The sequence below is a fragment of the Paraburkholderia sp. GAS333 genome (assembly GCF_050435665.1).
GTDB lineage: Bacteria > Pseudomonadota > Gammaproteobacteria > Burkholderiales > Burkholderiaceae > Paraburkholderia > Paraburkholderia fungorum_A.
Window position 1 is genome coordinate 105678 of record NZ_JBNDKS010000012.1, and the last position, 26809, is coordinate 132486.

20 protein-coding genes, 1 tRNA gene and 2 pseudogenes are annotated in these 26809 nt (G+C 56.4%); 10 read left to right on the top strand and 13 right to left on the bottom strand.

From position 1 onward, the window contains the following. Positions 1-10: 10 nt before the first annotated feature. The 5 genes from ABH945_RS34580 to ABH945_RS34600 form a co-directional block, all read right to left on the bottom strand. Positions 11-1411 carry a reverse transcriptase domain-containing protein gene (locus ABH945_RS34580; protein WP_429253643.1) on the bottom strand — a complete coding sequence of 467 codons (1401 nt, stop codon included), beginning with the start codon at positions 1409-1411 and terminating at the stop codon, positions 11-13. Between the two features lie 948 nt (positions 1412-2359). Next, entirely contained in the window at positions 2360-2800 is a 441-nt protein-coding gene (locus ABH945_RS34585) for a hypothetical protein (protein ID WP_429253644.1), read from the bottom strand. A 211-nt stretch (positions 2801-3011) separates the two neighbouring features. Beyond that, positions 3012-3410, bottom strand: a complete 399-nt coding sequence (locus ABH945_RS34590) for a hypothetical protein (RefSeq protein WP_429253645.1) — start codon at positions 3408-3410, stop codon at positions 3012-3014. Further along, entirely contained in the window at positions 3407-3736 is a 330-nt protein-coding gene (locus tag ABH945_RS34595) for a BPSL0761 family protein (protein ID WP_429253646.1), read from the bottom strand. Before ABH945_RS34595 ends, ABH945_RS34590 begins: the two co-directional genes overlap by 4 nt. A gap of 562 nt (positions 3737-4298) precedes the next feature. Further along, positions 4299-4541 (bottom strand): DUF6471 domain-containing protein, encoded by a 243-nt coding sequence (locus ABH945_RS34600; RefSeq protein ID WP_429253664.1) that lies wholly within the window; start codon positions 4539-4541, stop codon positions 4299-4301. Positions 4542-4702: 161 nt separating this feature from the next. On the opposite strand from ABH945_RS34600, the gene ABH945_RS34605 reads away from it, so the two are divergent. From ABH945_RS34605 to ABH945_RS34615, 3 genes and pseudogenes are all read left to right on the top strand, one after another. Then, entirely contained in the window at positions 4703-5221 is a 519-nt protein-coding gene (locus ABH945_RS34605; protein WP_429253647.1) for an HAD domain-containing protein, read from the top strand. Further along, a pseudogene (locus tag ABH945_RS34610) lies at positions 5215-5712 on the top strand (TniQ family protein); the annotation flags it as partial. The gene ABH945_RS34605 and the pseudogene ABH945_RS34610, both read left to right, overlap by 7 nt. A 102-nt stretch (positions 5713-5814) precedes the next feature. Continuing rightward, positions 5815-6570 carry a hypothetical protein gene (locus tag ABH945_RS34615; RefSeq protein ID WP_429253665.1) on the top strand — a complete coding sequence of 252 codons (756 nt, stop codon included), beginning with the start codon at positions 5815-5817 and terminating at the stop codon, positions 6568-6570. A gap of 183 nt (positions 6571-6753) precedes the next feature. Here ABH945_RS34615 and ABH945_RS34620 read toward each other — a convergent pair whose 3' ends face one another. Continuing rightward, complete coding sequence (locus ABH945_RS34620; RefSeq protein WP_429253648.1) at positions 6754-7719, bottom strand: hypothetical protein; 966 nt, start codon at positions 7717-7719, stop codon at positions 6754-6756. 212 nt (positions 7720-7931) lie between these two features. On the opposite strand from ABH945_RS34620, the gene istA reads away from it, so the two are divergent. The 5 genes and pseudogenes from istA to ABH945_RS34645 all read left to right on the top strand — a co-directional run bounded on the left by istA (position 7932) and on the right by ABH945_RS34645 (position 15502). Continuing rightward, the gene (gene istA / locus ABH945_RS34625) at positions 7932-8942 is read left to right on the top strand and encodes an IS21 family transposase (RefSeq protein ID WP_429253649.1); all 1011 of its coding nucleotides are present in this window, start codon (positions 7932-7934) and stop codon (positions 8940-8942) included. Continuing rightward, a pseudogene (gene istB / locus ABH945_RS34630) lies at positions 8939-9660 on the top strand (IS21-like element helper ATPase IstB). The gene istA and the pseudogene istB overlap by 4 nt, the downstream one beginning before the upstream one ends. A 424-nt stretch (positions 9661-10084) precedes the next feature. Continuing rightward, complete coding sequence (locus ABH945_RS34635; protein ID WP_429253650.1) at positions 10085-12946, top strand: DDE-type integrase/transposase/recombinase; 2862 nt, start codon at positions 10085-10087, stop codon at positions 12944-12946. A 112-nt stretch (positions 12947-13058) separates the two neighbouring features. Beyond that, positions 13059-14114, top strand: a complete 1056-nt coding sequence (locus tag ABH945_RS34640) for an ATP-binding protein (protein ID WP_429253651.1) — start codon at positions 13059-13061, stop codon at positions 14112-14114. Next, a complete protein-coding gene (locus ABH945_RS34645) occupies positions 14111-15502 on the top strand; it encodes a TniQ family protein (RefSeq protein ID WP_429253652.1) in 1392 nt (463 codons plus the stop codon). Before ABH945_RS34640 ends, ABH945_RS34645 begins: the two co-directional genes overlap by 4 nt. A gap of 46 nt (positions 15503-15548) precedes the next feature. Here ABH945_RS34645 and ABH945_RS34650 read toward each other — a convergent pair. The 7 genes from ABH945_RS34650 to fdnG form a co-directional block, all read right to left on the bottom strand. Next, a tRNA-Sec gene (locus tag ABH945_RS34650) sits at positions 15549-15644 on the bottom strand. A gap of 29 nt (positions 15645-15673) precedes the next feature. Further along, the gene (gene selB / locus ABH945_RS34655) at positions 15674-17587 is read right to left on the bottom strand and encodes a selenocysteine-specific translation elongation factor (protein WP_429253653.1); all 1914 of its coding nucleotides are present in this window, start codon (positions 17585-17587) and stop codon (positions 15674-15676) included. Next, positions 17584-19023 (bottom strand): L-seryl-tRNA(Sec) selenium transferase, encoded by a 1440-nt coding sequence (gene selA / locus ABH945_RS34660; RefSeq protein ID WP_429253654.1) that lies wholly within the window; start codon positions 19021-19023, stop codon positions 17584-17586. Before selA ends, selB begins: the two co-directional genes overlap by 4 nt. Positions 19024-19060: 37 nt before the next feature. Further along, positions 19061-20062 carry a formate dehydrogenase accessory protein FdhE gene (gene fdhE / locus ABH945_RS34665; protein ID WP_074767069.1) on the bottom strand — a complete coding sequence of 334 codons (1002 nt, stop codon included), beginning with the start codon at positions 20060-20062 and terminating at the stop codon, positions 19061-19063. A 116-nt stretch (positions 20063-20178) separates the two neighbouring features. Continuing rightward, positions 20179-20835: a formate dehydrogenase subunit gamma gene (locus tag ABH945_RS34670; protein WP_074767067.1), complete on the bottom strand. Its 657-nt coding sequence runs from the start codon at positions 20833-20835 to the stop codon at positions 20179-20181. Next, positions 20822-21754 carry a formate dehydrogenase subunit beta gene (gene fdxH / locus ABH945_RS34675; protein WP_074767065.1) on the bottom strand — a complete coding sequence of 311 codons (933 nt, stop codon included), beginning with the start codon at positions 21752-21754 and terminating at the stop codon, positions 20822-20824. Before fdxH ends, ABH945_RS34670 begins: the two co-directional genes overlap by 14 nt. A gap of 9 nt (positions 21755-21763) precedes the next feature. Next, a complete protein-coding gene (gene fdnG, locus ABH945_RS34680; RefSeq protein ID WP_429253655.1) occupies positions 21764-24832 on the bottom strand; it encodes a formate dehydrogenase-N subunit alpha in 3069 nt (1022 codons plus the stop codon). 293 nt (positions 24833-25125) lie between these two features. Between fdnG and ABH945_RS34685 the strand changes: the two genes are divergently transcribed. Beyond that, positions 25126-25383, top strand: a complete 258-nt coding sequence (locus tag ABH945_RS34685; RefSeq protein ID WP_074771012.1) for a beta-xylosidase — start codon at positions 25126-25128, stop codon at positions 25381-25383. 299 nt (positions 25384-25682) lie between these two features. Continuing rightward, positions 25683-26747 (top strand): selenide, water dikinase SelD, encoded by a 1065-nt coding sequence (gene selD / locus ABH945_RS34690; RefSeq protein WP_429253656.1) that lies wholly within the window; start codon positions 25683-25685, stop codon positions 26745-26747. The last annotated feature ends 62 nt before the right edge of the window (positions 26748-26809 follow it).

Consider the following 26809-nt stretch of genomic DNA (forward strand, 5'->3'; position numbering starts at 1 on the left):
CGCGGCGCAATCAGTAGATCACCCCCTCATCGGCGTGCATCTCGGACAGCTGACGCATCACATAGTTCTGGAATCGCGCGGTGATCTGGTCGTCCGATAGCTGCTCGCTGGGGTCTACGCGACCACGCTGGCTCAGGAAATACAACATCTGAGCAGGCGTTTCGAAAATGTCGTAGTTACGAATGTATCCGGCCGCCGGCCGGTGCCGCATCTCGAACAGCGCCCGCGCGAAGCGCTTGAGTCCTGGGGGTGGGCGCCGGTTAAATTCGGGCAGCCGTTCGAACATCGCCGTGACCGAGCTATCGAGCCTGTGTAGCAATGTTTCATCATTAATCTGGCCGAAGTAGGCAATCCATCCGTAGCGTCGGCTTTCCCTGATTGCGCCGGTAATGCGATCGTTCAATTCCATCATGAAAATCTCTTTCAGGCGCTCAGGTGTCAGGTATTGCAGTTTTGCCAATCTGCGTTCCTTGTTGTGCGAGAAGTCGCTGAATAGCGACGCGAGCGACTGAAGCAACCTCTCGACGGTCGAAGCGCGGACCGTGATCGTAGGAACGGCGAACAGATAACCCAGATACCCGAACGGGCGAGTCAACGGTTCGAAATGCGATTTCCCCGATCCCGGCGGGTGAAGGCTAAGCCCCCGACGGCGCAGGCGTGCCCGCAGCGATACGCGCGCGGCGTCCACAGCGTCCTGAGCCCCGTACATCAGGATATCGTCAACGTACCGGAAATAGCGAACGTTGAACGCGCGCGGCATCGCTTCGTCGAGATCATGCAGGTACATCGCGGCGAGAAGATTTGAGATGGATAGCCCTTGGGGGACGCCGCGGTCTTTTGGCTGCCCGGCAGTGCGGCTCGCTCGTGTGGAGTGCTTGGTCACGATCGGAGTGGCAAGCGCTCGCCGGACCAGATCGAGCGCTGCCGGGACTTCGATTTTCCTGCTCAGGATATGCAGCAACCTCGACCGGGGTATCGAATCATAAAAATTACGAATATCGCCACTGAAAACGCATGTTAAAGACGGTGAGCATGTGCCAATATCCGTCGCGATCTGGCGAACATAGCCAGATGCGATATGCGCTGGCACCGACTCCGGGAAAATCGTTTTCAGGAATTCGTTGAGCTGATGCAAGACCACCCGGTCGCGCACGGTCGGGATGCCAACGAGCCGCGGTGGCTTGTCACGCCCCTTGAGCTTTAGCACTTCAAGGTAGGGTGAAAATCGAAAGCTGCGCTCCCTCACCTTGACAGTCGCCACCGAGAGTTCGACGGCGGACCGTCCTGCAAACTGCGCACCGCTCAGTCGATCAATACCCTTGCTGCGTGCCCGAGCGAATCGCTCATCGAAGATACTGGTGAAGGCGGCCGGTGAAAATAGTTCGGCGAATACCTCGTGCTGCGTCGTCAAGCGTCCCCCTCTCATATATATGCAAATGTCTTTTCTGATTTGTATGGGCGCCCCTGCCCTGCCGCCGGACGTGAGCACCCATGAATAACTCAGGAGGGATTTTACTGCGCGCTCCTCCATATGAGCCGTTCAGAGCGAGCACCGTGATGGAGCGGGATACAAGTACATTCTTGTGTGCAGACTCTAAGGGCACGACGCCCGCGATGTCAGTCACTTCAGAAAACGGGTAAACAACGCGATCAGTCCGACTGCGCCGTCCCACGTTATATCACCCGATGCTGATTGACCGCGGAGTCGCGAACTCCTCCGGCTCCTGCCCGACAGGAAAGCAACCGGATAAAGCACATTGGTATCGAACGGAATCGCATCTGCGGCGCGGTTGAAATTCAACCGCAGCTTGCTCCGCGTACGCGGCGATACCAATCGTGCTCTCAGTGCACCGATGTCGCACTGCAAGTCGTCGTACACGTCGAGCTTCTGCGCTTAATGCCGATAAGACCGACTACACTCGTACGCGTGAATGGGCTGCATGGAGCTGAAAGAATCCTCCGCACGCTAAGAGTTCGTTGTGGATGTCCAAACAAGACAATGAATCAAGAGCCGTAATTCTTTCCGGCGGCAGGATGAGCAATCCCATCGTTGACCTCGAAAAGTCGCGTCCCGTATTCGAGTATGAGAATCTGATATTGGAACCGCTTGCGGAGTTGGGAGCCACCATTGCCCAGTCGGTTTGAGCAAAAGGCGCGGCAGAAAACAATGTCATCCGCGGGAGTATTGAAGACGATTCACGGCGCGTCTGAATCCAAAAACAAGCTTCTTAACCGCCGGCGACTTACTAGTGCACCCGCTCAAATAGGTTCTCCCGAACAACCGTCCATTCATCACAATCCGACTGCATCTGATTACTGGAAGTAGCCCACCTAGCTGCCATTCTCACGCCGTCCTTCACTAACGGCGTTGTCCGTTGAGAAAATCGAACCAGTCGTGCGCATAGGCGCATTCATGGTCAGGAATGCCAGAACCGGTCAGCGTCTTGTCGAAAAAAGTTCTCGCCGGCTCCGGAATGTCATTCAGATGCACGTACCGGAAACCTGCATCGTTTGTATGGACTGTTACCTCGGGTGAAGCTGGGCGTGGTGGCAAGGCTTCTCGCCCCTGATTCAGTGCGGTGGCAAGACAGCGGACAACCAGATCCCACACGCTGCTCGCCCATCGCGGATAACCACTCACGACAGCCCGCTCGCCAACCTTACCTAGTTCTGCATCCTCCAGATTCACCCGGTAGTCCGCGAGGGCGCCCCCATCCAATCTAGCTATATCCGCTGTCGCGATGACTCGCTTTCCAAATTCTTGTCCTCCGGGCAGCAACTCAATTGTGACTCGAAGCATCTCCTTTTCCTTCTGTTGAATCGAATGTTTGGTGCGACAGTCCTGCTAATACCATTTGCTGATCGATAGTCTAGGCAGACTGCCGCCCCGTAAGCTAAGACACCGTGACCAAGATGGTGTGTCGTCGGACCAGAATTGCGCTTCTGCCTCGGAATCGCCCACGGGCCACATAAGATGGCTGTTCCCTACATTTGCGACTCGCACGACATCCTCAAGCAATGTACGTTATAAGCCTGCGCTTGGCGGCGTTAACAACCGCGTCGCGTCGATCGAGCGCATCCATCGGAGAGACGGGCTCGCCTTCATGCTTACCCGTACCTGAAATCCATCCGTTCTCGAAGCAAAACCATGCGGCGATTTTCCACGAATCGGCTACGGGACCAAGTGCATCAAGGATCTCCTTAATGACCGGCAACGGCTGACACATAGAGTCGAACTGGTAGCTGGCAAAATATTCCTTGCCGTCGATAAACAAGCTAAATATGCGGCCATCTCGCTTCCAGTTGCTAGCGGGATGCGTCTTGATGGTAGGTGGTACGAGTTGACGCAAGTTGATTTGCTCTGCCGTTAACCAGTCGCCTCGCTCTAGAATTCGCGGCTGACGGATCATCGGGTCCTCATCTGATCGCTTGCAGCCGATAAATCAACCTCGTCGGCATGGTCTCGAGTGACGTTGATCGTTTTGGTACTTTTACTGCGGCGTCCCACTACTTCAGTCGACAATATGCGAGAAGGATGTTCGTGCAGCGATCCCCATATTGTTGGAAGCGAGTCGCTTGAAAGTCCGATGTCAGCATTCGACGGAAAGTGTCGGGCGAGTTGAATCGCCAACGTACGAACAAGGTTATGGTCAAACCGACCTGAAGACCTCGCAAGTATTTCGATCAACCGCCTCGCGCCCAGAACTGAGCGCGTTCGTTCTGCCGGCGTAGTCATGGTCGCCTCCCGCGCCTTGTCGCCCCTATCCGTCAACGGCGCTCAAAAATTTGATAACTCGCATAAGCTACTATAGTCTCATATTCGAGATATTCAACAAGATATATGCACTGCGCGGCGCGCTGATACTCCGGCTGTACGGGAGCGCGAACTGAGGTGTGGCTACGGGATGGTCTGAGTAAATATTGTGTGTTCCGATCTGACCTGCACCCGTAATCGGTGACTAATCATGATGCCAGTTCGCGGATCGACAGTTTGCTCGCTCCCGGGCGCGGCTACGTCACCAACTGGCATCGTGCGGCCGCGCTGGGAACGCAGCTACAACCGTTCCAAAACGGAAGCTGTGCGCAGATTTTGAGACACAATTGCGTGAGGGGTTGCGTCCGTCCCACCTACCCGACTACCTAGGGAACTTCTACCCAGACGATTCGTATTCAGCGGCATGACCACATTATGTTCTCGTCGGGCGATCCAAAATCGCGTTCGGAAAAAACAATGGCATAGAAGCATCCGTATCTTCCAAATCGGAAAAGCCGCGCACTCGCGAAAAAGCTCTTGATGACTAAGACACGTCGGTGATGTCTACCCGAAAATCCGTTCGACCTAATGCCTTCATGCATTGAAGATAAAAGGCGAAGCTAAAGCTTCCTCTAGACAGTTTGTTAGCAATTGATCGTTCGGTCTCGATAACGCCGATGCCGGCGAGCATCACCGCCAGTTGTCGATAGCTAACTCCGTGACGAACAAGTTCGGCACGAAGCACGTTCCTAGCTACCTGATACCAGTCCATCCGCCTCGACCCCATCAAAAAGGCGGATTATTCCTTGCCTCTCTCGCATACGCTCCTATAATCTCATTTATGAGATCATAGGCTTGTATATGCTACCTATGTCACCGCGCTTGAGCATACGCCCGACGAGCCCGTTGCGGTTTGAACGCAGCTTGTGCAGGAGGAGAAGTAAAAACATGGTGCTCCTCTTAAATTTTGACGGCGTGCTGCACCCTAACGCCGTCGAATTCGCTAGCAATAGCGCTCCGATTCTGGATGCGCCACAGCACAATCTCTTCGAAAACAACGAGGCGCTCGCGACTCTTGTGGAACAGTTTGCTGATCTGCGTTTGATCTTAAACACTTGGTGGACATACGTAGTGGGAATTGATGAAAGCCTCCGCCAATTGCCAAGATCAGTTTCATCGCGCGTTGATGGATCGGTTCTTCCGCATAACAGTTGCTGCACAACGTTTCCTCATCGTATCTCCCTAGCCACGGACGCGGTCGAGACCTCCTGGGAACCAATACTCGTGCTGGATCACGCAGATGCCCGTTATCCAAAACACATTCTTCGCTGCGCATTCCTCGTAGATCCCCAACTGGGCTTATCAGATCCGCGCGCAGGCCGGGCACTGTGCCGTATTATTTCGAACTCTAGATTGCACGGCTCTTCGAGCAACATTGGCACTCCAACCTCAACTTCAAGATGGTAGAAGTTTGGAAACCAGCTCTATTGCCTGAAGGCTGGCCTTCAGATACCCCGTCACGTTCGACTTTGTTCGGCGTGACGCCTTATGGGTTCGACGGCCTAAGCCACGAACACATCGTAAGCTTTTTCAGACGCGCATCTACTGCACATGCGTTACTGCCACGCACTCTCGCGTATCAGCTGGTAGTCCCGTCTTTGGGCCATAAGACGTTAGTCTCAGCAGATTTTATGGCTGATGCGTGCTACCGCCTCGATCTATGCGGATTCAGCGCGAATGCCATTCGGTGGGTCGAGATACTGAATGAACTCACCTCACGCACAGACTTAGAATCGCTCACGTTGTCTTTTCTGAGGGGCATTGTTTCTCCATATCAACTCATCGCACAAACAGATAAATTCTGCCCAGCTTGCTATGCAGAAGACGAAAAGGCAGGACGTCAAAAGTACGATCGCCTTCTTTGGGCCATCCGTTGTGTCGCGGCATGCCCCCTCCACGAACTTCGGCTCACTTCGGAGCCGCGATATCAGAAACAGCGTCCCCTTAATTTCACTGTACCGGGCATATCACGAATAAGTGGAACTAGTCTCGCAAACGTCGTGACTTCTCCCGCATCCGAGGAGGAAATCACCATCGCGAACCTCGTAGCTCAATTCATAGACAGCTCGCGGTACGTAGAAAACGAGCTATCCTCATCGTCAGATTTCTTGGCCCAAACCGCTCATCAACTATTCGACGGAAACTCTGCCGCGCTCGCACGCTACCTAGGTGTCGCCAAATCGCAAATTCATGGATGGATGTGCGAGGGTGTCTTGCCAAGTCTCTCGGCGGTTGTGCGGATCGCGTTCGCCCTCACCTGCTCTATTGCGAACGTAATCACAGGAAACGTGTCACGCCTCGAGCTCCGCCTCGAAAAACCCTTGTCCCACGGACTGTACAATCTTCCAAAGTGCTCGGGCTACAAGATTCATCGAGAACAACTTGCTTCTTCCCTTTCAACCTATGCGAAGATAAATCCTGAAGCAAATGCAAAAGAAGCTGCGACGTATCTCGGAGTGTCGATAAAGTTCCTTCGATCAAACTTCGCCGAGCAAAACCGGCAGCTCGTTTCGGCAGGTCGCCTTCGAATGGCGAGAATATCCGAAGAACGGAGAAACGTAAAAGATAGTGCGTATTACCAAGCGCATATCGCCTTGAAAGAGAGTGGCGTATATCCATCAAGAAGAAAAATTGTACAAAGGCTGAAAGAACAGGGAATTCGACTGACTTTCGCAGATGAACGTCGAGCTATGAAAGAAGTTAAAAAAACCCAAAAGGCAAAACTGCGCGGGGCACTCGCGTCAGCCAGCGTGTGAGTGGACGCGCTCCGGTAGCAACCGAGATATGCGCTACTGGACAGCTAGCGAACTCATCCAGTGCCTTCGTCTCAAAACAGGATTGCTGTGTAGCGCCTCTTCTACACACAGCGTGTCGCAAACACTCAGCCATGCCGCCAATTCCAAGCGAGTCCACATTGACCCTCATCCTGTGCCGACACGCTAGGAAGTAGCTACAATTCGCGATGCACGTTTTGGGGGCCGCACCCTGGGATTGTTATGCAACGCTTCCACAGCGACTGAATATACTTTGAGACAGTAGTTGTAGTATGCATCGTCCGCATCGCCAGCAAAGTCATACGCATTTATGAGATTTCGAACTTTGCTTGCAACCACATCCCTCAGGAGAGGAAGTCCGTCTCCCTCCAGCACCTTCAACGCCAAAGTTTCATACTCTTTGAAAACAAGCGAAAATACCGGATGTCGAGAAATATTTTTATGACTGTCGATAATTGCCTGCCGGTAGTACAAAGCTCTCGGAACATTTCTCATCAAAATGGCCTCGCGGTATAAGCACCATGACGCGACAAATCGCTCGAACATTTTCTTGTTTCGCTCTTCGAAAACTTCGTTTTTTTTTGACGATATCAAATATTTCATACCATCGTCGAGCGCTCTAACTTCCAACTGGATTGATGTTAGCTTCCGTCGCCACGCGAACGGCTTTGGCAGCCCCTCATCACCTGAAAAGAAAAAATAAGTTATGGGCGCCCCAACGAAATGGTCGTAGTCACCGAGTTCGTCGAGAATCAATGCGAGCTCATTGCGGACGAAATCTAGCGATACGTCCGGCACCATAAGTTCCCAAGGATCGTAGTAGTATCTCCGCGCTCGTTGAGCTCCATCGAGGCTATCCAGTTTCTTCATCCAGTTGTGGCCGTATCTACCGCGAGCCATGGGCAACAGCATGATTCTCCCGTCAATCCAACGGTAAATGTATTTGCTATTGGAGCCGGGTTTGGCATCTTGTGCAGAGCACAGCCTCGTAAGCGCCGAGGGATTGGTATCCAACAGATGCACGATCGCTCGTGCCCACGCCATCGTTGCGCGAGTACCCACTTCTTTCTGTAGCGCAGTGCGGACACTCTCTCCAGCCCAAGCCGGCATCCGCATAGATGATCTCGCCATGGCCGAACCTCCTTGCGGTGTAATCCGGTTGGGAAAAGACTACACTTTCAGACCGAAATTTCAAGCTTTCGTCGCTTCTCGCGCACACATTTATCCTCCGTTGTTACACCGCTCAAGCCTTGCTCCTGCTGCGAAATCGCGAGAGCATCGATTGATGTTAGCGCCGAAGTAAACGTGACCCACTTGGGAGACGATGGCGGCTTTTGCCGCCGATGCTGATTCAGGAGCAAGCAGTGGAAATCAAGGTATTGGCCCGGCGCGGGGTAGCGGTGCGTGAGATAGCGAGGCAAACAGGTTTATCGCGCAACACCGTGCGACGCTATCTGAGGAACGAGCAGGCTAGCCGTTACAGCCAGCATGAGCCGCGAGCAACGAAGCTCGCCCCGTTCAAGGACTACCTGCTAGAGCGCGTCGCCGCCGCGCGGCCGCACTGGATTCCGGCAACGGTTCTGCTTCGCGAACTACAGGAAGCTGGCTACGAAGGCGGCATCGATCAGCTCAAGGCGTTTCTGGCGCCATACAAGCGGCCCGAAGTCGAACAGGTGGTGCGTTTCGAAGCCGCGCCCGGCAAGCAGATGCACCCCGACTTCACCGTTATCCGGCGTGGACGCGAGCCATCGCTCGCGCTGGTCGCGACGATGGGTTACAGCCGCGCGAGCTTCGTCCGGCTCACTGCGCGTGAGGACGCCACTACGTTGTGTGACTGCCTGCGTGACGGGCTTGTCTACGTCGGCGGCACACCGGAACATGTGCCGTTCGACAACCCGAAGTCGGTCGCTATCGAGCGCGATGCATTTGGCGAGGGCGAGCATCGCAGAAATACGCAGTTGCTGGCGCTGGCGGAAACCTATGGCTTCACGCCAAAGGTGTGCCGCCTGTATCGCGCGGAGACCAAGAGCAAGGTCGAACGGTTCAACTGCTATCTCAAGGAGAGCTTCGTTGTGCCGCTTGCCGCGACGCTCAGGTCGTCAGGGTTGAAGCTGGATTTGGAGGCCACCAACGCGCACATCGGCAGGGGGCTATCAGAGGTTGCCAACACGCGCCGTCATGCGACCACAGGCGGGCGTCCAGCGGTGAGGCTTGCTGCTGAGCAGGCGGCACTCCTGCCGTTGCCGGCGCAGACGCCAGCGCTTGCTGTGCCGGGCAACCGCCGCGTGCTGCCACGTGGGAGCCTGCAGCATCCGCTAGCGGTCTATGACGCGTTGCTGGAGGTCGCAGCATGAATCTGCAACATGAACGGATTTCCGGGCTGTGCGCACAACTGAAGCTCGACTGTATCGCCACTGACTGGGCCGACTTCCTTGAGCAGCTTCTGCAAGAGGAACTCGGCGCGCGCGAGCAACGCAAACGTCAGGTGCTGACGGAGCTGGCGGCATTACCCGGCGTCAAAACGCTGGAGCAATACGGTTTGGACTTCGCCAGCGGCGCGCCACGTGCGCAGATTCACGAGTTGGCGAGTCTGGTGTTCATCGCGCGTGCTAAGAACGTCGTGCTGGTCGGGCCATCCGGCGTCGGTAAGACGCATTTCGCGACTTCGCTCGCATACCGCGCGGCGCAGGCGGGCGTCAAGACGCGTTCATCACGGCCGCCGACCTGATGATGCAACTGGCCGCCGCGCGACAGCAGAACCGCTTGCGGGAGTTCTTCAATCGCGGAGTCATAGGACCTAGGCTGCTGGTCATTGACTAAATCGACTATCTGCCGTTCGGGCGCGACGAGGCAAACATGTTGTTCAATGTCGTCGCGAAACGCTACGAGCGCGGTTCAATCGTGTTGACCAGAAACCTGCCGTTCACGCAAGGGGCACAGCCTTCGCTGACGGCGGCGATGCTCGACCGGCTTCTACATCATGCTCGTATCGTGCAAATCGGCGGCAAGAGCTACCGCTTGAAGGACAAGAGAAAGGCGGGACAAACAGGCCGCGGGCAAGCACGAAAATAGTCGCGCAATACAGGACCCGGGTGGGCCAGATTTACCTCGGCGAAACCTCGAAATGCGGGTCAGGTTTCAGTCGGCGTTAGCATGATTGAGGAGGGTATCAGCCCTGTCACGCGACGATCGAGAAAGTTCGACCCATGACGGTCTGTGTTACTTCGATTTTTTCCAGCAAGCTTTCTAGCGTCTGCATGAGTCATACAGGACGCCAACGAGCGCAGTCGGGTCGCATGCATACCCACGAGAACGTCGGTCAACTGCCTCCAGCACGGTTCGACGCTCTCGTCTCGCGAGCAGTATCGAATACCTCCACATCAGTCCTCCTCAATGAGCGGAGGCATCACGCAATTCCAAAAGACATACGCGCTACTGCTAGTTGAATTCCAACAGTGAAAAAACCGCAGATCAACCATCTTCGAGGACCCTCGCGATGAGGATTGAATTGCCAATTACACCTGCTCCAATCTCGGTTTGGAAGCAACACGAAAAGCAATGGATGGAACAAAGACCCCTCGGGTCCGCGAAACCATTTACTTTCGAGGAAAGGCAGAAAGCCTTTACCGAATGGGGTACACCCAAGAAGGGTCAAGAATACATACAGCGGTCGCTGAAGGAAGCACCTTCACGAAAGTTTTCTCGTACAAAAGGCAACGTCATATCTCATTACACATCGAGAAAAATGGGAAGGAGAATAGCGACAGAGAGCAAGGGAGTCGAATTCCCAGCCGTGATAAAAGCTGACTTCGACGGCTTCACACGCGAATTCTGCTGTCAGCCCACTCAGGTAATAATCCATAGAACCATTCGTAGAACCTCTCAACATGGTCAGAAGACAACAGAATATCAGCAAGCCGTTCCATACACTCCCGACCTACTTCGCTTAACAGACTATGGCCCATTTGTGGAGGAATGGAAAACCGAAAGCGAACTATTAAATCTTGCAAAAAGATATCCTGATCGATTTTACAAAATCGACGGTACATGGCATTGCCCAGAACGCGAAGAGTATTTCAAGAACTTGGGAATTACTTTCTGTCTTCGATCCTCAGCCGAGCACGACGATCTTTTTTCCTCGAATCTTGAGCACTTGGCAGCATATATTGACGACTTTGCCCGTCCTATTTCAGACGACGCATGGTTAGCGATCGAAAAGCTCCTGAAAAAGCGCGATGGCGCCATGAGTATGGCAGCTCTCAATCACGCTGCGTATGAAGATGACACGCCATGGTTCGAGTTGACTCTGCCGGAGCCGCCACCCGGTCGCTTTCGGACCGATGATGTATGGAAGGCGATCGCCGATCAGAGACTCTTCGTTGATCTCGAATATGATGATCTGAGTGACCCGTATACCGCCGTTATCTGTTTAACGCAGGAACAGCTTGAGTTGGTCAAATGGCGTCGCCCCCCGCCTCATGCTGTTTCAGAAAGCTTTGTGTTGACAATAGATGAAGGCACCGAGTTCATGTATCGCGGGAAGGGTGACGTGTACATAGTCACTGGCCTGCCAGAAGGAAAGGTTCTTGTCCGTAACTCGACATCCGATGTATTCGAGACACTATCGGAAGAGCAGTTTCTGTCACTCATGCAATCTGGTGACGTACGCGTACTTTCTACGCGCAAAAGCATTGAACAAATTCTGGCAGAGAACCCTCCGATAGATGATGACCAGATCGATCGAGCTCGAGACAGATTCAACCTTCTCCGGATTCTGATGGAGAATCCCCATACTCCTCACCCATTCACGATACGGACCATCCAACGCTGGAAGAAAGCAATGCGGGAAGCTGGCGATTCCGTAGCGCTTCAGATGCTCGCGCTCATTCCGAAACGCCCAGGCGGCCGCGGACCGCAAATCTCACGACAAACATTAGAGCTGATCCAAGAAGTTGCCTTGGGCGGAAACGACCCAACTAACGAGCTTCAATCCAAGAGCTACAAAAGATTCAAGGATCTCTGCACTGAGAGGAATATAACGCCCTGCTCCAAGAACACCTTCTATTTGAGATCGGAAAAATATCGCGACACTCTCGCGAGAGAAGGGCCTCGAATCGTATACAACAGAGAGCCTGCAGTCTGGTATCTTCATCGCCTGGACAAGATCCATGGCGGCCGTCCGTTCCACCGAGTGCATATCGATCACACCAAGGTCGATGTCGTCGTAAAAGTACGCGGGAGAGGTGGCCGCATGTACAAACTACGCGCGTGGCTCACGATCATCATGGATGCAGAGTCACGAGCCGTTTTGTCTTTCTATCTCGCCGCTCATCCACCTAGTACCGTGAGTTGCATGATGGCGATACGCGCTTTGGTTGCCAGACACAGGCGCGTACCAGACATAATTGTGTGCGATAACGGCAAGGAATTTCACTCGAAAGCCTTCGACAAGTTTTGCTTCCTCAACAAAATCACCATCGATTACCGGCCGGCTCATGAATCCCGGTTCGGTGGAATCATCGAACGCCTATTTGGAGTCACCAATACAAAACTGTTTCATAACCTTCGAGGCAACACGAAGGCGACGAAACACGTACGCACGCTGACTCGCTCGGTGGATCCGATCCACGCCGAACATCTTTCCTTCGTTGAACTCCATGGCCTTTTGGAGTACTTTTTCTTTGTTGAATATAACCTTGAAACAACGCACCCAGCGCATGATCACACGCCAGATGTCTACATGCATAAACGGTTCATCGAAACTGGAAGGCGCTTAACACGGATTCGACCATACGACACTGCATTTATGTTGCAGACGTTGGTACCTGTATCGCGAGACGGGCTCCGCTCCATCAACTCGCAAATGGGCGTGAAGATCGGACCGATATGGTATTGGTCAAGTGAATTCGCGGAGAGAAGGCGCGACAAAAAGAAGATTCCTGTTTACGTGGACATGTGGGACGTCAGTGTGGCTTACGCCATCATCAACAGGAAATGGGTGAAATGCGTCTCCAGCCTGCTGCTTCGATACCGCAACCTTACGTCGATTGAGTTGCGTTACGTTCTTTATGACGTTCGTCTACGACTTAAATCTTCGGCTGGCGGAAATTTCGAGTCCGTCCTCCATGATGTTATTGCCGATGACCAACTGCCGCCCGTCGCAGAAGCAACCGCCGCAACGCACGCCCTCTATGGACCATCCGGGCTCACGACCGTTCAACCGCCGGCGGAGCGCGATACTGCGCAAGGGGATAAGGAAAGTGGCGCCGAACCCAACCACTCCGATTCGGCTGAATATCCTTCACCATCAACATTCAAGATTGATTACGCATCGCTCGAAGTACGAGAGCCGATCTAAGGGGTCGAGCAATGCGTAATTTTATGTACAGAATCGAAGATCGATACCTGCGCAATTCTTGCAAATTTTTCAGAAATTCACAATTAACTACACTTTTAAGACTGGAAATCAAATGATTACGAAAGAACAGGCAATATCAGGAACGGAACAAGACCGGAATAAATATTATTTAAATCTTTTCTTTTCTCATAGAAATCTAACTACAGTCTTGACAGAAATAGCTCAACTTCAAACGGAAGATGCTGGTTTCCCCATCATTGTCGTCGTCGGACCAACAGGAGTTGGAAAATCCTCCTTGGGGCGGTTACATCTACGCTTAATACTTGAGAAGTACGCGTATCAAATTCAAGAAGACCCATCTTTTATACCGGCCGTCATAGTCGAAGTCGACGCCGCAGGGAAAAACCGTCAAATCGACGTCGGCCTGTTTTTTTCACGAATTTCATCTGCATTACTGTCGCCAAGTGCTTTAGATGGATTTACAATTCCAAGGCATGTCGATGAACCCTACGATCTGGAGAAGGCAGGCCAGCTTATGATGGAAAGAGCCATTGAAGGGAGAGGACTTCGATATCTTATATTAGACGAGGTGATCCATTTTGTTCATTCGTCGACACTGCCAACACACTACGGAAATCTCCTTAAATCCTTATCAAATCGATCAAAATTCAATTTGCTGCTTCTCGGTGCCTACGGAAGTGAAGAATTGATACATGCGACCGACCAACTAGCACGGCGAGTAAAGATAGTACATTATCCACGATATCAAGATTGCGATGATGACTTCCTTGAATATTCAATTTTTATGAAATCATATGCTGCCGCAATGCCTTATGAATTCGAGATTGATCTAGGAAAAAATATGGAGTACTTATTTCATGGAAATTTTGGATTACTGGGCTCATCCGTTAGTGTGATCCAAGCGGCCGCCTCACGCTGCAGCAAAGAAAAGAACCCCAGGTGGACTGAGAAAAATCTTATGAAATCTATGCCCTCACTTAAATCCCAGCGAGAGATAGCTAAGGGAACGTTACGCGGCGAAGATAGAATTCAACCTTATCTTCAAGACGAGACTATAAAAAAATACGCTACCGAAAGCGATATTCGAAAAGAATTAGAAAGCGAGGATGAGGAGCGCGATAGTTTAAACTCGCGGCGGAATCGATGAAGGTCATTGTCGCGAGCATCCCTGGTGGCTGGCCCGATGACGCACCTCCCCGATCGGCGTGCTTTAGCTTGGCGCCGGAAGGAGAGAGCGGGGAAAGCTATGAGGACCTCGTCAGTTACTTTCGTAGGTTAAGTGCGTTCCATGGGATAACTCCAAGATCCTTTGCGACGCGAACAATCGCTACATTAATTCACGGTCCCAAACCACCTAGAAGGAATTTTGACACTGATATCTTCGCGATAAATGGTTTAACGGAAGTTGCTGAAACTTGGGTTGAGGCGCTCGAAATGATTACGTTGCGCACAGATTTAGCGGTGAGGACGCTGCTTCCATTACGGAACATCGTCTCAAAATGGAGCCTGCTTTCCAAATATGAACGATTTTGTCCTCGGTGTTACTGCGATGATGAATCAATGGGCCGTTCAAAGTACAACCGGCTGCTCTGGTCGATCGCATGTGTCAATGCTTGCCCTATTCACAATGTTCTTCTTGAAACAACTCCAAGTTCCAGTTGCCCAACCACTTTGACGCAGTACGCATTTTGGTTGCCAGGTCTCTCGCGCTTCGACGGGTCCAGCCTAGCAAGCCAGAAGGCCAAGCGTGCTAGCAAGGAAGACATCCAAACTGCTATTTTAATTCGCGATCTGCTCGACGACGTTCATCACCGTCCAGACGTTTTCGAAACTGAAGGTTCGTCTGCCGCATTTCTGTGTCGGGCAAGAGATGAATTTTTTGATGGAAAGATCACGCACCTCGCGAGGGAGATCGACATTCCTTTCACACAATTCCCTCTTTGGGTCTCCGGTGAAGAAAGCATTTCCCTGCCTTTATTGGTTCGCGTGGCAAAATATTTCGCTTGCACTCTTTCGGACGTTATCCTTAATCGAGAAATAACCCACGATGAACGTGGCGATTGCGGAACGGATCGCCGCAAAAAAGCCAACCGGAGTCGAGATACGGTCAGTAAATGGTCCTCGGAAATGGAGACTGAAATACAAAGGCTTGATAAGTTAGGCTTGTTAAAAAATGCCCGAGAGGCCGCCCTCCTTTTACACATAAGCTATCCCACGTTACGCCATCATGCGCCGGATTTCGTTTCTCGACTAGTTCGCCGAGGCCGGGAGATCAAACGTAGCGAAGCCACACGACGGAAAGAAGCTCGTTTCGATTTGTACTGGCGGGAATTTCAAGAACTATGGCTTACGCTCGGTAGGCGGCCAACTGCGAAATTGGTTGCCTCCCGGGCCAAAACGTACTGGAGAGAATTGCGGGGATTTCACAAGCGAGCATCGATATTGGCAGATCAACTGGAACGCAAGCACCGCAAAGGCACGCACAAAACTGAAGCCGCTGAGAAAACAATCAATTCTTGTCGTAAACGACATTAATTGATGAACTCCATATCCTCCACTCCCACAACCGCCGATACCTTTCTGGCGGAAGGCAGCCGGAGTCGAACCGACCTGAGAACGTCTGACGCCCTCAACTGGGTTTGAAGCCCAGCCGTACCACCGGATACGAATGCCTTCCTACGGTGATTGAACTACGTGAACTAAAGATCAAAGCAGATCGAGCCAGCGACTATCCGTGCGCATCAGATGCAGGCCACGGTGGAAGCGAGTATACCCAACGCGGTCGAAGAACTCCAAAAGCTGGATCGCGCGTTTTCGTCCCAATCCGGTGACATCGCGAAACGGTGCGGCAGCTACCGTCCCCGCGTTCTTGGCCGCTTCGGCCGCCGCGATCGAAGCGAGTTCGCGGATCACGTCCTGATGATAAAAAAGATCGTGGACGACCTGAAAAAGCTCGCCCTGACGCGCGAGTTTGCGCATCAACTGGCGCATGCGATCTTCGGACACGCCCTGCGCGCTAGCCAGATCGCGCACCCACGGCGGATCGAAACGCCCCGCCTTCACCGCCGGCAGAAGCGCCGCCGCGAGCGCCTGATCGGCGGCGTCGAGCGTCACGGCATGACCGGGCAAATGCAGCCACGGTCCACGCCTGACCAGTTCACCACGCGCGGCGGCATCGTCGATCAGCGCGCGCCAGAGTGCGTCGTCGGCCAGAGGCGCAGCAATGCGCCGCAAGCGCGACACGTCCGGCCCCAACTCATCCGGTGAGCGCTCGTGATATTGCGTCAGCGACGCGATCACGCGCGCGCTCAACGCCTGCCACGACGCATCGGCGACTAGCAGCGCGTCGTGCCCAGCCAACTCGACCACGCGCGTGTCCGAAGGCAAGGTCAAAGCACTCGCGGACCTACCCGTGAGCCGCTCCAGCAACGCACGCGACAAACCGAGCGGTGCTCTCGCGAACATCGCGTCGAGCGTGCCGGTGTCGAGCATTGTCCGGATTGCATCGAGCCACGCCAGCCGTTCAGCCGAGCGGCGTTTGCGCGACGGAGCGAACGGATCGAGCACCTGTCCGCCGCCAATCGTGCGATCAGCCTGCGCATTGCGCACGACAAACCGGTCGCCCGGCACCGCGCATATCGGCCGCTCGAACACCAGTTGAACGCGCGCGTGCTGACCGGCGCCGAGCGTGTCGCTCTCGAGTAAAGCAACATGCGCGACCTGATGCTGCGTGCCCAGATGCACATGCACCGGCGTCCAATGTTCAAGCGTGACGGATGCGTCGGCAAGCAAGGTCAGTGCGACATCGATGCGCTCGGACGCTTGCGACAAACGCGGATCGACGATCCAGTCGCCACGATCGATCGCGCTCTTTTCGATACTCGCGAGATTCAATGCGCAACGCTCACCGGCGCGTCCGGTTTCGGCGGGACGGTTTTGCGCATGGATGCTGCGCACGCGCACAGGCTGATTCTTCGGCGCAAGCAGCATCGTATCGCCGACGCTTACGCTGCCGGCGACCACCGTCCCCGTCACGATCGTGCCCTGCCCCGCGAGAGTGAAAACGCGATCGACGGCAAGCCGGAACAGTCCGTCTGACCGCCGCTTATGCCACGCGACGGCCGCGCCGTGAAGGTACGATTTCAGCGCGGCCACGCCCGGGTCGTCGGCTTGCGTTGCGCAGGTTTCAAACACGGGTGCGGCCTGCAACACGCTGCCGCTCAGAAACGCAGTCACCTCGTTGTGCACGTCGCGCAGACGCTGTTCGTCCACCCTGTCGACCTTGGTCAACGCGACCGCGCCGCGCTGAATGCCGAGCAGTTCCACAATCGCCAGATGCTCGCGCGTTTGCGGCATCACGCCGTCGTCGGCGGCGATCACGAGGAGCGCGAAATCGATCCCGCTCGCGCCCGCCGTCATCGTGTGCACGAGTTTCTCGTGACCCGGCACGTCGATAAAACCGAGCACGTCGCCGTTATCGAGCGGCACGTACGCGTACCCCAGCTCGATTGAAATGCCGCGCGCCTTTTCTTCTTTCAGACGATCGGTGTCGACGCCCGACAGCGCCTTCACCAGACTCGTTTTGCCGTGGTCGATATGCCCGGCCGTACCGACGATCATGCGTGCTCGCCCTTCAGTTGCCCGATCAGTTGCGCTTCGTCGGCGGCTTCGAGGCAGCGCAGATCGAGGCGCAATGCGTCGTCCGCGATCCGGCCGATCACCGGTCGCGCCATCTCGCGCAGCCGCTTTTCCAGCGCCAGCAATTGCCGGCCGCCGCGTTTGCCGTCGGCCATCCTGACGACGAGGCCATAGCTCGGCAGCACATCGACGGGCAACGCGCCGCTGCCGATCTGGCTGAGCATCGGCTCAGACACCACCGCATAGCGCTCGCCAATCGCACGCTGCAATGCAGGTTGCACGCGCTCGGCGGCGAGACGGATGTCGTCGGCGGAACGGGTCAGCAGGCGTAATGTGGTCAGGCGTTCAACGAGCTTTTCCGGCGCGCGATAAAGCTGCAACACCGGCTCCAATGCGGCGAGCGTCAACTTGCCGACGCGCAGCGCGCGCTTCAACGGATGCTTCTTGATCTTCGCGACCAGATCGCGCCGGCCGACGATCAAGCCCGCCTGCGGGCCGCCAAGCAGTTTGTCGCCGCTGAACGTGACGAGATCGGCGCCCGCTTCGACGGTTTCGCGCACAGTCGGCTCGCGCGGCAATCCCCATTGGCTCAGATCGACGAGCGTGCCACTGCCGAGATCGACCGCCACCGACAGACCGCGCGCATGCGCGAGCGGCGCGATTTCGTTCAGGCCGACTTCTTTGGTGAAGCCGCTGATTGCGTAATTGCTCGCGTGGACTTTCATCAGCAGCGCGGTTTGCGGGCTGATCGCCTCGTCGTAATCCTTCAGATGCGTGCGATTGGTCGTGCCGACTTCGCGCAGCTTCGCGCCCGCACGGCTCATGATGTCGGGAATGCGAAACGCCCCGCCGATTTCAACCAGCTCGCCGCGCGACACGATCACTTCTTTCTTCGACGCCAGCGCGGACAACGTGAGCAGCACCGCCGCCGCGTTGTTGTTGACGACGGTCGCGGCTTCGGCGCCGGTCAATTCGCAAATGAGTTCATCGATCAGGTCATCGCGGTCGCCGCGCTTGCCGGTGTCGAGATCGAATTCGAGGTTGGCGGGTTGCGTGAGCGCTTTCATCACGGACTGCACGGCTTCGTCGGGCAACAACGCGCGCCCGAGGTTGGTGTGCAATACGGTGCCTGTCAGGTTGAAGACGCTGCGCAAACGTGATTCGTTGCGCTGGCGCAAGGCGCGTTCAACCGATTCGCGAAGCTGTGCGACGTCGAGCGCATTGACGGACGCATCGCTCGGTTGCGCGTTGAGCGCAGCCACGCGCCATTGATCGAGCGCATCGCGCAATGCGCCGAGCACCTGAGTACGCCCAAACTCGGTGACGAGCGCCGCAAATTCCGTCGATGCAATGACCTTTTCCACCGACGGCACGCGTGCCATCAGCGCGCGCAATTCAGAGCCGCTTACGTCGCTCACGAAGCCATCCTTTTATTTTGTCGAGCCTGGTCGATGCTTAATCGGGCTCACTCGCAGACTCATCCGCAGAGTCACCGTCGGCCTGCTCAGGCCACAGCCACGGATGCGGCGACGCACGCCGGTAACCTTCCGCCCCCATCAACAGATCCAGCGTGAGACTGGCGAGGTCGTCCGCGAACGGCTCGAAATCGTAGTCCTTCGACTGAATGCCGATTTTGCGGTAAGTATGGCATTCGTCGCACGATTCCGCCTTCAAGGCGGCGTTCTTCGATTCGGCTTCGCGCGTAGCCTCGTCCGCTTCCGGCGAGCCAACCACATGGTACGCAATGCCCTTGGTCGAATCGCAATTCGAGCATTTCGAGCGGACCATATGCCATTCGGTCGCGCACAAGCCGCACTGCAGATAACGGTAATTGTCGTACGAACCACCCACGCGCAGGATGCTCGCGACCGGATGCGATCCGCAAACGGGACACAAACCGAGCGTCTCCAGATACGGGACTTCGCGTTTGTCGATATCGGCGGCGAGATCGGTCCAGACTACTTGCAGCGCGGCCATGATGAACGGCGCGCTCGCCGGATCGACCTCGTCGAAACGCTGCGCAAAAATCGCATCGGCTTGCGCTTCGAGCGCGGCCGGATCGATGGTGCGCAAGCGGGCGATCAATGCTTCGAGCGGCGGCGTCAACGGCCCTGCGGCCTGCAACTTGTCGAGCAACTGACGCAACACGCCATGCCACGCCGGATCGCGCATGCCGGACAGCGCGGGAATCAACGGCATCGAATGCTCTTGCGCGCTCGCGATCAACTCGCGGCTCGGCGGTTGCGCCTTGAAGCCCGTGATCACCGCCTGCTGTGCATCGGCTAGCACGGCCATCAACCTCAAATAACCGGCGATCGGATTGTTGAGCGCCGCCAGTTGACGCAAACGCGCGGCACGCGGTGCGAACACGGCAAGACGCTCCGGCGTGCGGATGCGAGGAATCGACGTGTGATCGAGCGACTCGATATCGCCGGCTTCAAGAATGCGTTGGACCAAAGTATCGACCTCTGAAAACTGAAAAGCCGCCGCTGTTCATCATCGAACGAAGGCGGCGGCTCATGGTGCCGCGCACCTGGAGAAGCGCGCGGCCTGACTTGCCTGAGACTGAACCACTACTTGCCGATGATTTCCTTGAACCAGTTCGGATGATGCTTTCTCGCCCAGCCATACGTGACCGTTCCGCGCGTCATGGCGCCGATCGATCCCTTGATCCACAACGCCGCATAAATATGCACGACGATGCCGACGATCAGCACGAACGCAGCCGCCGCATGAACCACCGCCGCGAAGCGAATCACCTCGATCGGAAAATAGAACGAGAAATAGCGCCGCCAGATCACGATGCCGCTGGCCAGCAACGCCAGCAAACACAGCACCATCGTAAAAAATAGCAGCTTTTGGCCGGCATTGTACTTTCCGATCGCGGGGAGTTTTTCCTCGCGATTGTTGAGCACGTCGTCGATCTGCTTCATCCACTGGATGTCGGCGCGGTCGAGATAATTGTGATGCCAGAAGCGCAACGCAAGAATCAGGAACGACACGAACATCACGCAGCCGACGAACGGATGCAGAATGCGCGTCCATTGTCCGCCGCCGAAGATCGCGTAAAGCCACGACATCGCCGGATGAAACATCGCGAGCCCGGACAGCGCCAGCAATACGAACGTGATGGCGGTAATCCAGTGATTCGTGCGCTCGTTCGGCGTATAGCGTTGAATCAGGCTATGACCGTTCACGTCTTTCAGGTCGGTCTGCTCAGGGTGCTTCATTGGATGCCTCCCTTGAACGGCGTACTTCATCGGCTTCATGCTGGGCTTCGGCTTCATCCGCCTCGCTGACCTCGTTCGGACCCACGCGCGTGTAGTGGAAGAACCCGGCCACCGCCGCGAACGCGATACCGGCCAGCGCCAGCGGCTTCGCCAGCCCCTTCCACACCGAAACCATGATGCTGATCTTCGGATTGTCCGGCAAACCGTGATACAGCGACGGCCGGTCGGCGTGATGCAGCACGTACATCACATGCGTGCCGCCGACACCTGCCGGATCGTACAGACCAGCGTTCTGAAAACCGCGTTCCTTCAGATCGACGATGCGGTCGGCCGCCTGCTGATGCATGTCTTCCTTGGTGCCGAACATGATCGCGCCGGTCGGGCAGGTCTTCACGCAAGCCGGCTCCTGACCCACCGCCACACGATCCGAACACAGCGTGCACTTGTACGCGCGGTTGTCCTTCTTCGAAATGCGCGGCACGTTGAACGGGCAGCCGGTCACGCAATAACCGCAGCCGATGCAGTTTTCCTCGTGGAAATCGACGATACCGTTCGTGTACTGCACGATCGCCCCCGGCGACGGACACGCCTTCAGGCAGCCCGGATCTTCGCAATGCATGCAGCCGTCCTTGCGGATCAGCCACGACAGATCGCCCTCGGTATTCTCGTACTCGGAGAACCGCATGACGGTCCACGAATGCTCGGTGAGATCGGCGGGATTGTCGTACACCCCGACGTTTTCGCCGACTTCATCGCGCAGATCGTTCCACTCCATACAGGCGGTTTGACACGCCTTGCAGCCAATGCACTTCGACACGTCGATGAGCTTGGCCACCGTGCCGGTGACCGGCTCCCGCACTTGCGGCGGGGGCGTGGTCGTTGCCGACAGGCGTCTGATATCCAGTGATTGCAGTGCCATCTCTTTTCCTTATGCCTTTTCGACCTTGACGAGGAACGACTTGAATTCCGGTGTTTGGGAATTCCCATCGCCCACCGAGGGCGTTAGCGTATTGACGAGATAGCCCGGCTTCGTGAGTCCCTTGAAGCCCCAATGCAACGGCAACCCGACTGTCTGTACCTTCTTGCCTTCGATCATCAGCGTTTTGATGCGCTTGGTGACGAGCGCGACCGCGAAAATATGCCCGCGGTTTGACGACACCTTGACGCGATCTCCCGCCACCACGCCAACCTCCTTCGCCAGCTCCTCGCCAATTTCCACGAACTGCTGCGGCTGGATGATCGCATTCAGATGCGCGTGTTTGGTCCAGTAATGGAAATGCTCGGTCAGACGATAAGTGGTCGCCGTATGCGGGAAATTCTCATGCGTGCCGAATGCGGCCCTGTCGTCCGGGAACACGCGTGCGGCCGGATTGCTGACCACCAGCTTGTTGTCCGGATGCATCGGGTTGTAGCCGAGCGGCGTTTCGAACGGCTCGTAGTGTTCGGGAAACGGCCCTTCGACCATCCCGTCGCGCGAGAAGAAACGCGCCACGCCTTCCGGATTCATGATGAACGGATTCATACCGTTTTCAGGCGGCTCGTCGACCTTGAAGTCCGGCACGTCGGCACCCGACCACGTCTTGCCGTTCCACGCAATCAGCTTGCGCTTTGGATCGAACGGCTTGCCGCTGACATCGCACGACGCGCGGTTGTACAGAATGCGCCGGTTCGCCGGCCATGCCCACGCCCAGTTCAGCGTGTTGCCGATGCCGGTCGGGTCGGAGTTGTCGCGGCGGCCCATCTGGTTGCCCGCCTGGGTCCACGATCCGCAGAAGATCCAGCAGCCGCTCGCGGTGCTGCCGTCGTCGCGCAATTGCGCGAAGCTCGCCAGCTGCTCGCCTTTTTTGGCCAGCACCTTGGTCTTGTCGGTGGGATCGGTGACGTCGGCGAGTGCCTTACCGTTGAACTCCATAGCGAGTTCTTCGGGCGTGGGGCTTTCCGGGTCCGCGTACGGCCAGCTCATGTTCAGGATCGGATCGGGATACTTGCCGCCGTCCTTTCGATAAGCGTCGCGCATGCGCAGCCACAACCCTGACATGATTTCCAGATCGCTCTTCGATTCGCCGGGACCTTCCGCGCCCTGCCAGTGCCACTGCAGCACACGGCTGGAACTGACCAGCGATCCGCGCTCTTCCGCGAAACAGGTGGTCGGCAGACGGAACACTTCGGTCTGGATCGACGCGGTATCGACGTCGTTGAATTCGCCGAAATTCTTCCAGAACTCCGACGTTTCCGTCGCGAGCGGGTCCATGATGACGAGCCACTTCAGCTTGGCCAGACTCGCGCCGATCTTCGCCTTGTTCGGCGCCGCGGCGAGCGGGTTGAAGCCCTGCGCGATGTAGCCGGTCATCTTGCCTTGATTCATCAGCTCGAAGACCTGCAGCATGTCGTATGACTTATCGAGCTTCGGCAGATAGTCGTAGCCGAAGTTGTTCTGCGCGGTCGCGTTATCGCCCCACCACGACTTCATGAAACTGACATGGAACGCGCGATAGTTGCGCCAGTAGCTCAACTGGTTCGGCCGCAGCGGCTGGGTTGCGCGCTTGGCGATGTACGCGTCGAAGTCCTGCTCGGCTTCCATCGGCAGCGTCATGTAGCCCGGCAACAGGTTCGACATCAAACCGAGGTCGGTCAAGCCCTGAATGTTCGAGTGACCGCGCAGCGCATTCATGCCGCCGCCCGCGATGCCGATATTGCCCAGCAGCAACTGCACCATCGCGCCGGTGCGGATGATCTGCGCGCCGACCGAGTGATGCGTCCAGCCGAGCGCATACAGCACCGTGCCGGCACGGCCGGGCACCGCCGTCGACGCAAGCATCTCGCACACGTGAAGGAACTTGTCCTTCGGCGTGCCGCAGATTCGCTCGACGTGCTCGGGCGTGTAGCGTGAGTAATGCTGTTTCAGCAGCTGATAGACGCAACGCGGATGCTGCAGCGTCGGATCGACCTTCGCAAAGCCGTCGTCGCCGCGTTCGTAGTCCCACGAGCTTTGATCGTATTTGCGCTTGTCGGCGTTGTAGCCGGAAAACAGACCGTCGGTAAACGTAAAGTCGTCACGGACGATGAACGACATGTCCGTGTAATTTTTTACGTACTCGTGCTGGATCTTGTCGTTGGTGATCAGATAGTTGATCACCCCGCCGAGGAACACGATGTCCGAGCCGGTACGGATCTGCGCGTAATAGTCCGCCACCGACGCCGTGCGCGTAAAGCGCGGGTCGACCACGATCAGACGCGCCTTGCGGTGCGCTTTCGCTTCCGTCACCCACTTGAAGCCGCACGGGTGCGCTTCGGCGGCATTGCCGCCCATCACGAGAATCACATCCGCGTTCTTGATGTCGACCCAATGGTTCGTCATCGCTCCACGGCCAAACGTCGGGGCAAGACCTGCCACCGTCGGGCCGTGTCAGACACGTGCTTGATTGTCGAATGCGAGCATGCCAAGACTGCGGACAGTCTTGTGCGTCAAATAACCGACTTCATTGCTACCGGCCGATGCTGCAAGCATGCCGGTGGTCAGCCAGCGGTTGACCTTCTTGCCGTCTCCAGTCGTTTCGACGAAGTTGGCGTCGCGGTCTTCCTTCATCAGCTTCGCGATGCGGTCGAGTGCGTCTTCCCACGAAATGCGCTTCCACTCGTTCGATCCGGCCGCGCGGTACTCGGGATACTTCAGACGGCTCGGACTATGAATGAAGTCGATCAGGCTCGCGCCCTTCGGGCAAAGCGTGCCGCGATTGACCGGATGATCGGGATCGCCCTCGATGTGAATGATGCTGGACTTCGCGTTCTTCGCGTTGTCGCCCAGTCCGTACATCAGGATGCCGCAGCCCACGGAACAGTACGGGCAGGTGTTGCGGGTTTCGGTTGTGCGCGACAATTTGTATTGACGGACTTCCGCGAGCGCGGGTGTCGGCGAGAAGCCCATGAGGGCGAGACTCGATCCGGCGAGCGTGGTTGCGGAGACCTTTAGAAATTGTCGCCGGGACATATGGGTCATTGAATGGCCTCGGCTCTTTCGGGATACTGAGAATGATTATAGATGCCGGCATGGAGTCGTGCAGTGTCGAGTGGGTCACTAAAATCGCCTGCAAATATGAAATGTCACAGCCGGTTTGAGGCAGTCGGGCATTATTTCTGCTGCATGAAGGGGGCGGTCAATCAACCTTCCTATGGACGCCTGCCCTCACCATGAACCGTCAAAATTTCCTCTCCGATTTCAAACGCACTTTTAATCACCCCGCAAAATGGCGCGCATCGGCTGGTTGCCTTTCGCTTTTGATGGGCGGCGCGATGACCCTTGCAAGCGACGAAAGCTTTGCGCAAATCACCCAGGGCAGCGGCTCGTCACAGCAGGAAAATCGCACCTCGGCGATGGGCGCGTCGCCCGATCCCTCTGCTTCGATGGTTCATGAGTCGCACAAGCCTCAGAGCAAGGACAGCGGTTCTGGCAATTCTCGTGGCAAGACCGGCGCGAAAGGCCACAAGCCGCAGGGCGCAGGCGGTTTCGACAATGGTTTGTACGGCACCGGCGCGGGCAGCAATAAATAGCAACGAGGCAGCGAACGGCAACTTTTACGCGTATCAAACGAACCAATCAAACCGGCGTGTCAATTTGTTGCAGAACATTGGAACTTCACCAGGTTAAGCATCGCGATACGCGCCGGAGAGATTGTTAATTGTTGTTGCGTCATCGCCTATTTGCCGGACACACCCGACCCGCGCCATGGCTTTTCGCGATTCCGCCCGCGAATCTGGCTCGCTGCGGCTTTGGCGCACCCGCCAAACTCGGCACCATGTGCGAACAACCATCATAATGCGGTCATTCGAAGCCCGGAATTTGCGCCATCATGACCGACACCCACGTCCAGACCAGTCCCTCGCCCCGCCTCACCAGCCTCTCTCACGGCGGCGGCTGCGGCTGCAAGATCGCCCCCGGACTGCTCGCCGACCTGCTCAAACGCAGCGCGCCGCTGCCTTTCTTTCCCGACCTGCTGGTTGGAAACGATACCGCCGACGACGCCGCCGTCTACAAGCTCAACGACGATCAGGCGATCGTTGCCACCACCGACTTCTTCATGCCGATCGTCGACGACCCGTTCGACTTCGGCCGGATTGCCGCGACCAATGCGCTCTCCGACGTCTATGCGATGGGCGGCAAGCCGATCATGGCGCTCGCGATTGTCGGCATGCCGATCAACGTATTGCCGCACGACGTGATCGCGGCCGTGCTGAAGGGCGGCGAGTCGGTGTGCGCCGAGGCGGGCATTCCGCTCGCGGGCGGCCATTCGATCGATTCCGTCGAGCCGATTTACGGGCTTGTCGCGATCGGCGTGGTCGATCCGAAGCGCGTCAAGCGCAACGCGGGTGCAAAAGCGGGCGATGTGCTGATTCTCGGCAAGCCGCTCGGCGTCGGCATTCTGTCGGCGGCACTGAAGAAAGACCGGCTCGACGCCGCGGGCTACGCCGCGATGATCGGCGCGACGACCAGGCTGAACCGGCCGGGCGCAGAGCTGGCCCGGCTCGACGGCGTTCACGCGTTGACCGACATCACCGGTTTCGGCCTGCTCGGCCACACGCTCGAACTGGCGCGCGGCTCGAATCTGACCGCTCGCGTGCGTTACGCGGATTTGCCGTGGCTGCCGGACGTGGTGAACCTGGCCGAGGCCGGTATCTTCACGGGCGCGTCGGGGCGCAACTGGGATGCTTACGGCAAGAATGTCGTGCTCCCATCGAGCTTGCCGTCGACGGCTCGCGCATTGCTCACCGATCCGCAAACATCGGGCGGATTGCTGGTGTCATGCGCACCGGAATCGGTCGACGAAGTGCTCGCGCTGTTCCGCGCCGACGGATTCGCCGACGCCTGCGTGATCGGCGACATGGTGAACGGCGAAGCGTGTGTCGAAGTAGCCTGAAATATTCGTAGACAATATGACGATATGAGGGCGCTTCGGCATACGAAGCGCCCTCATCGTCC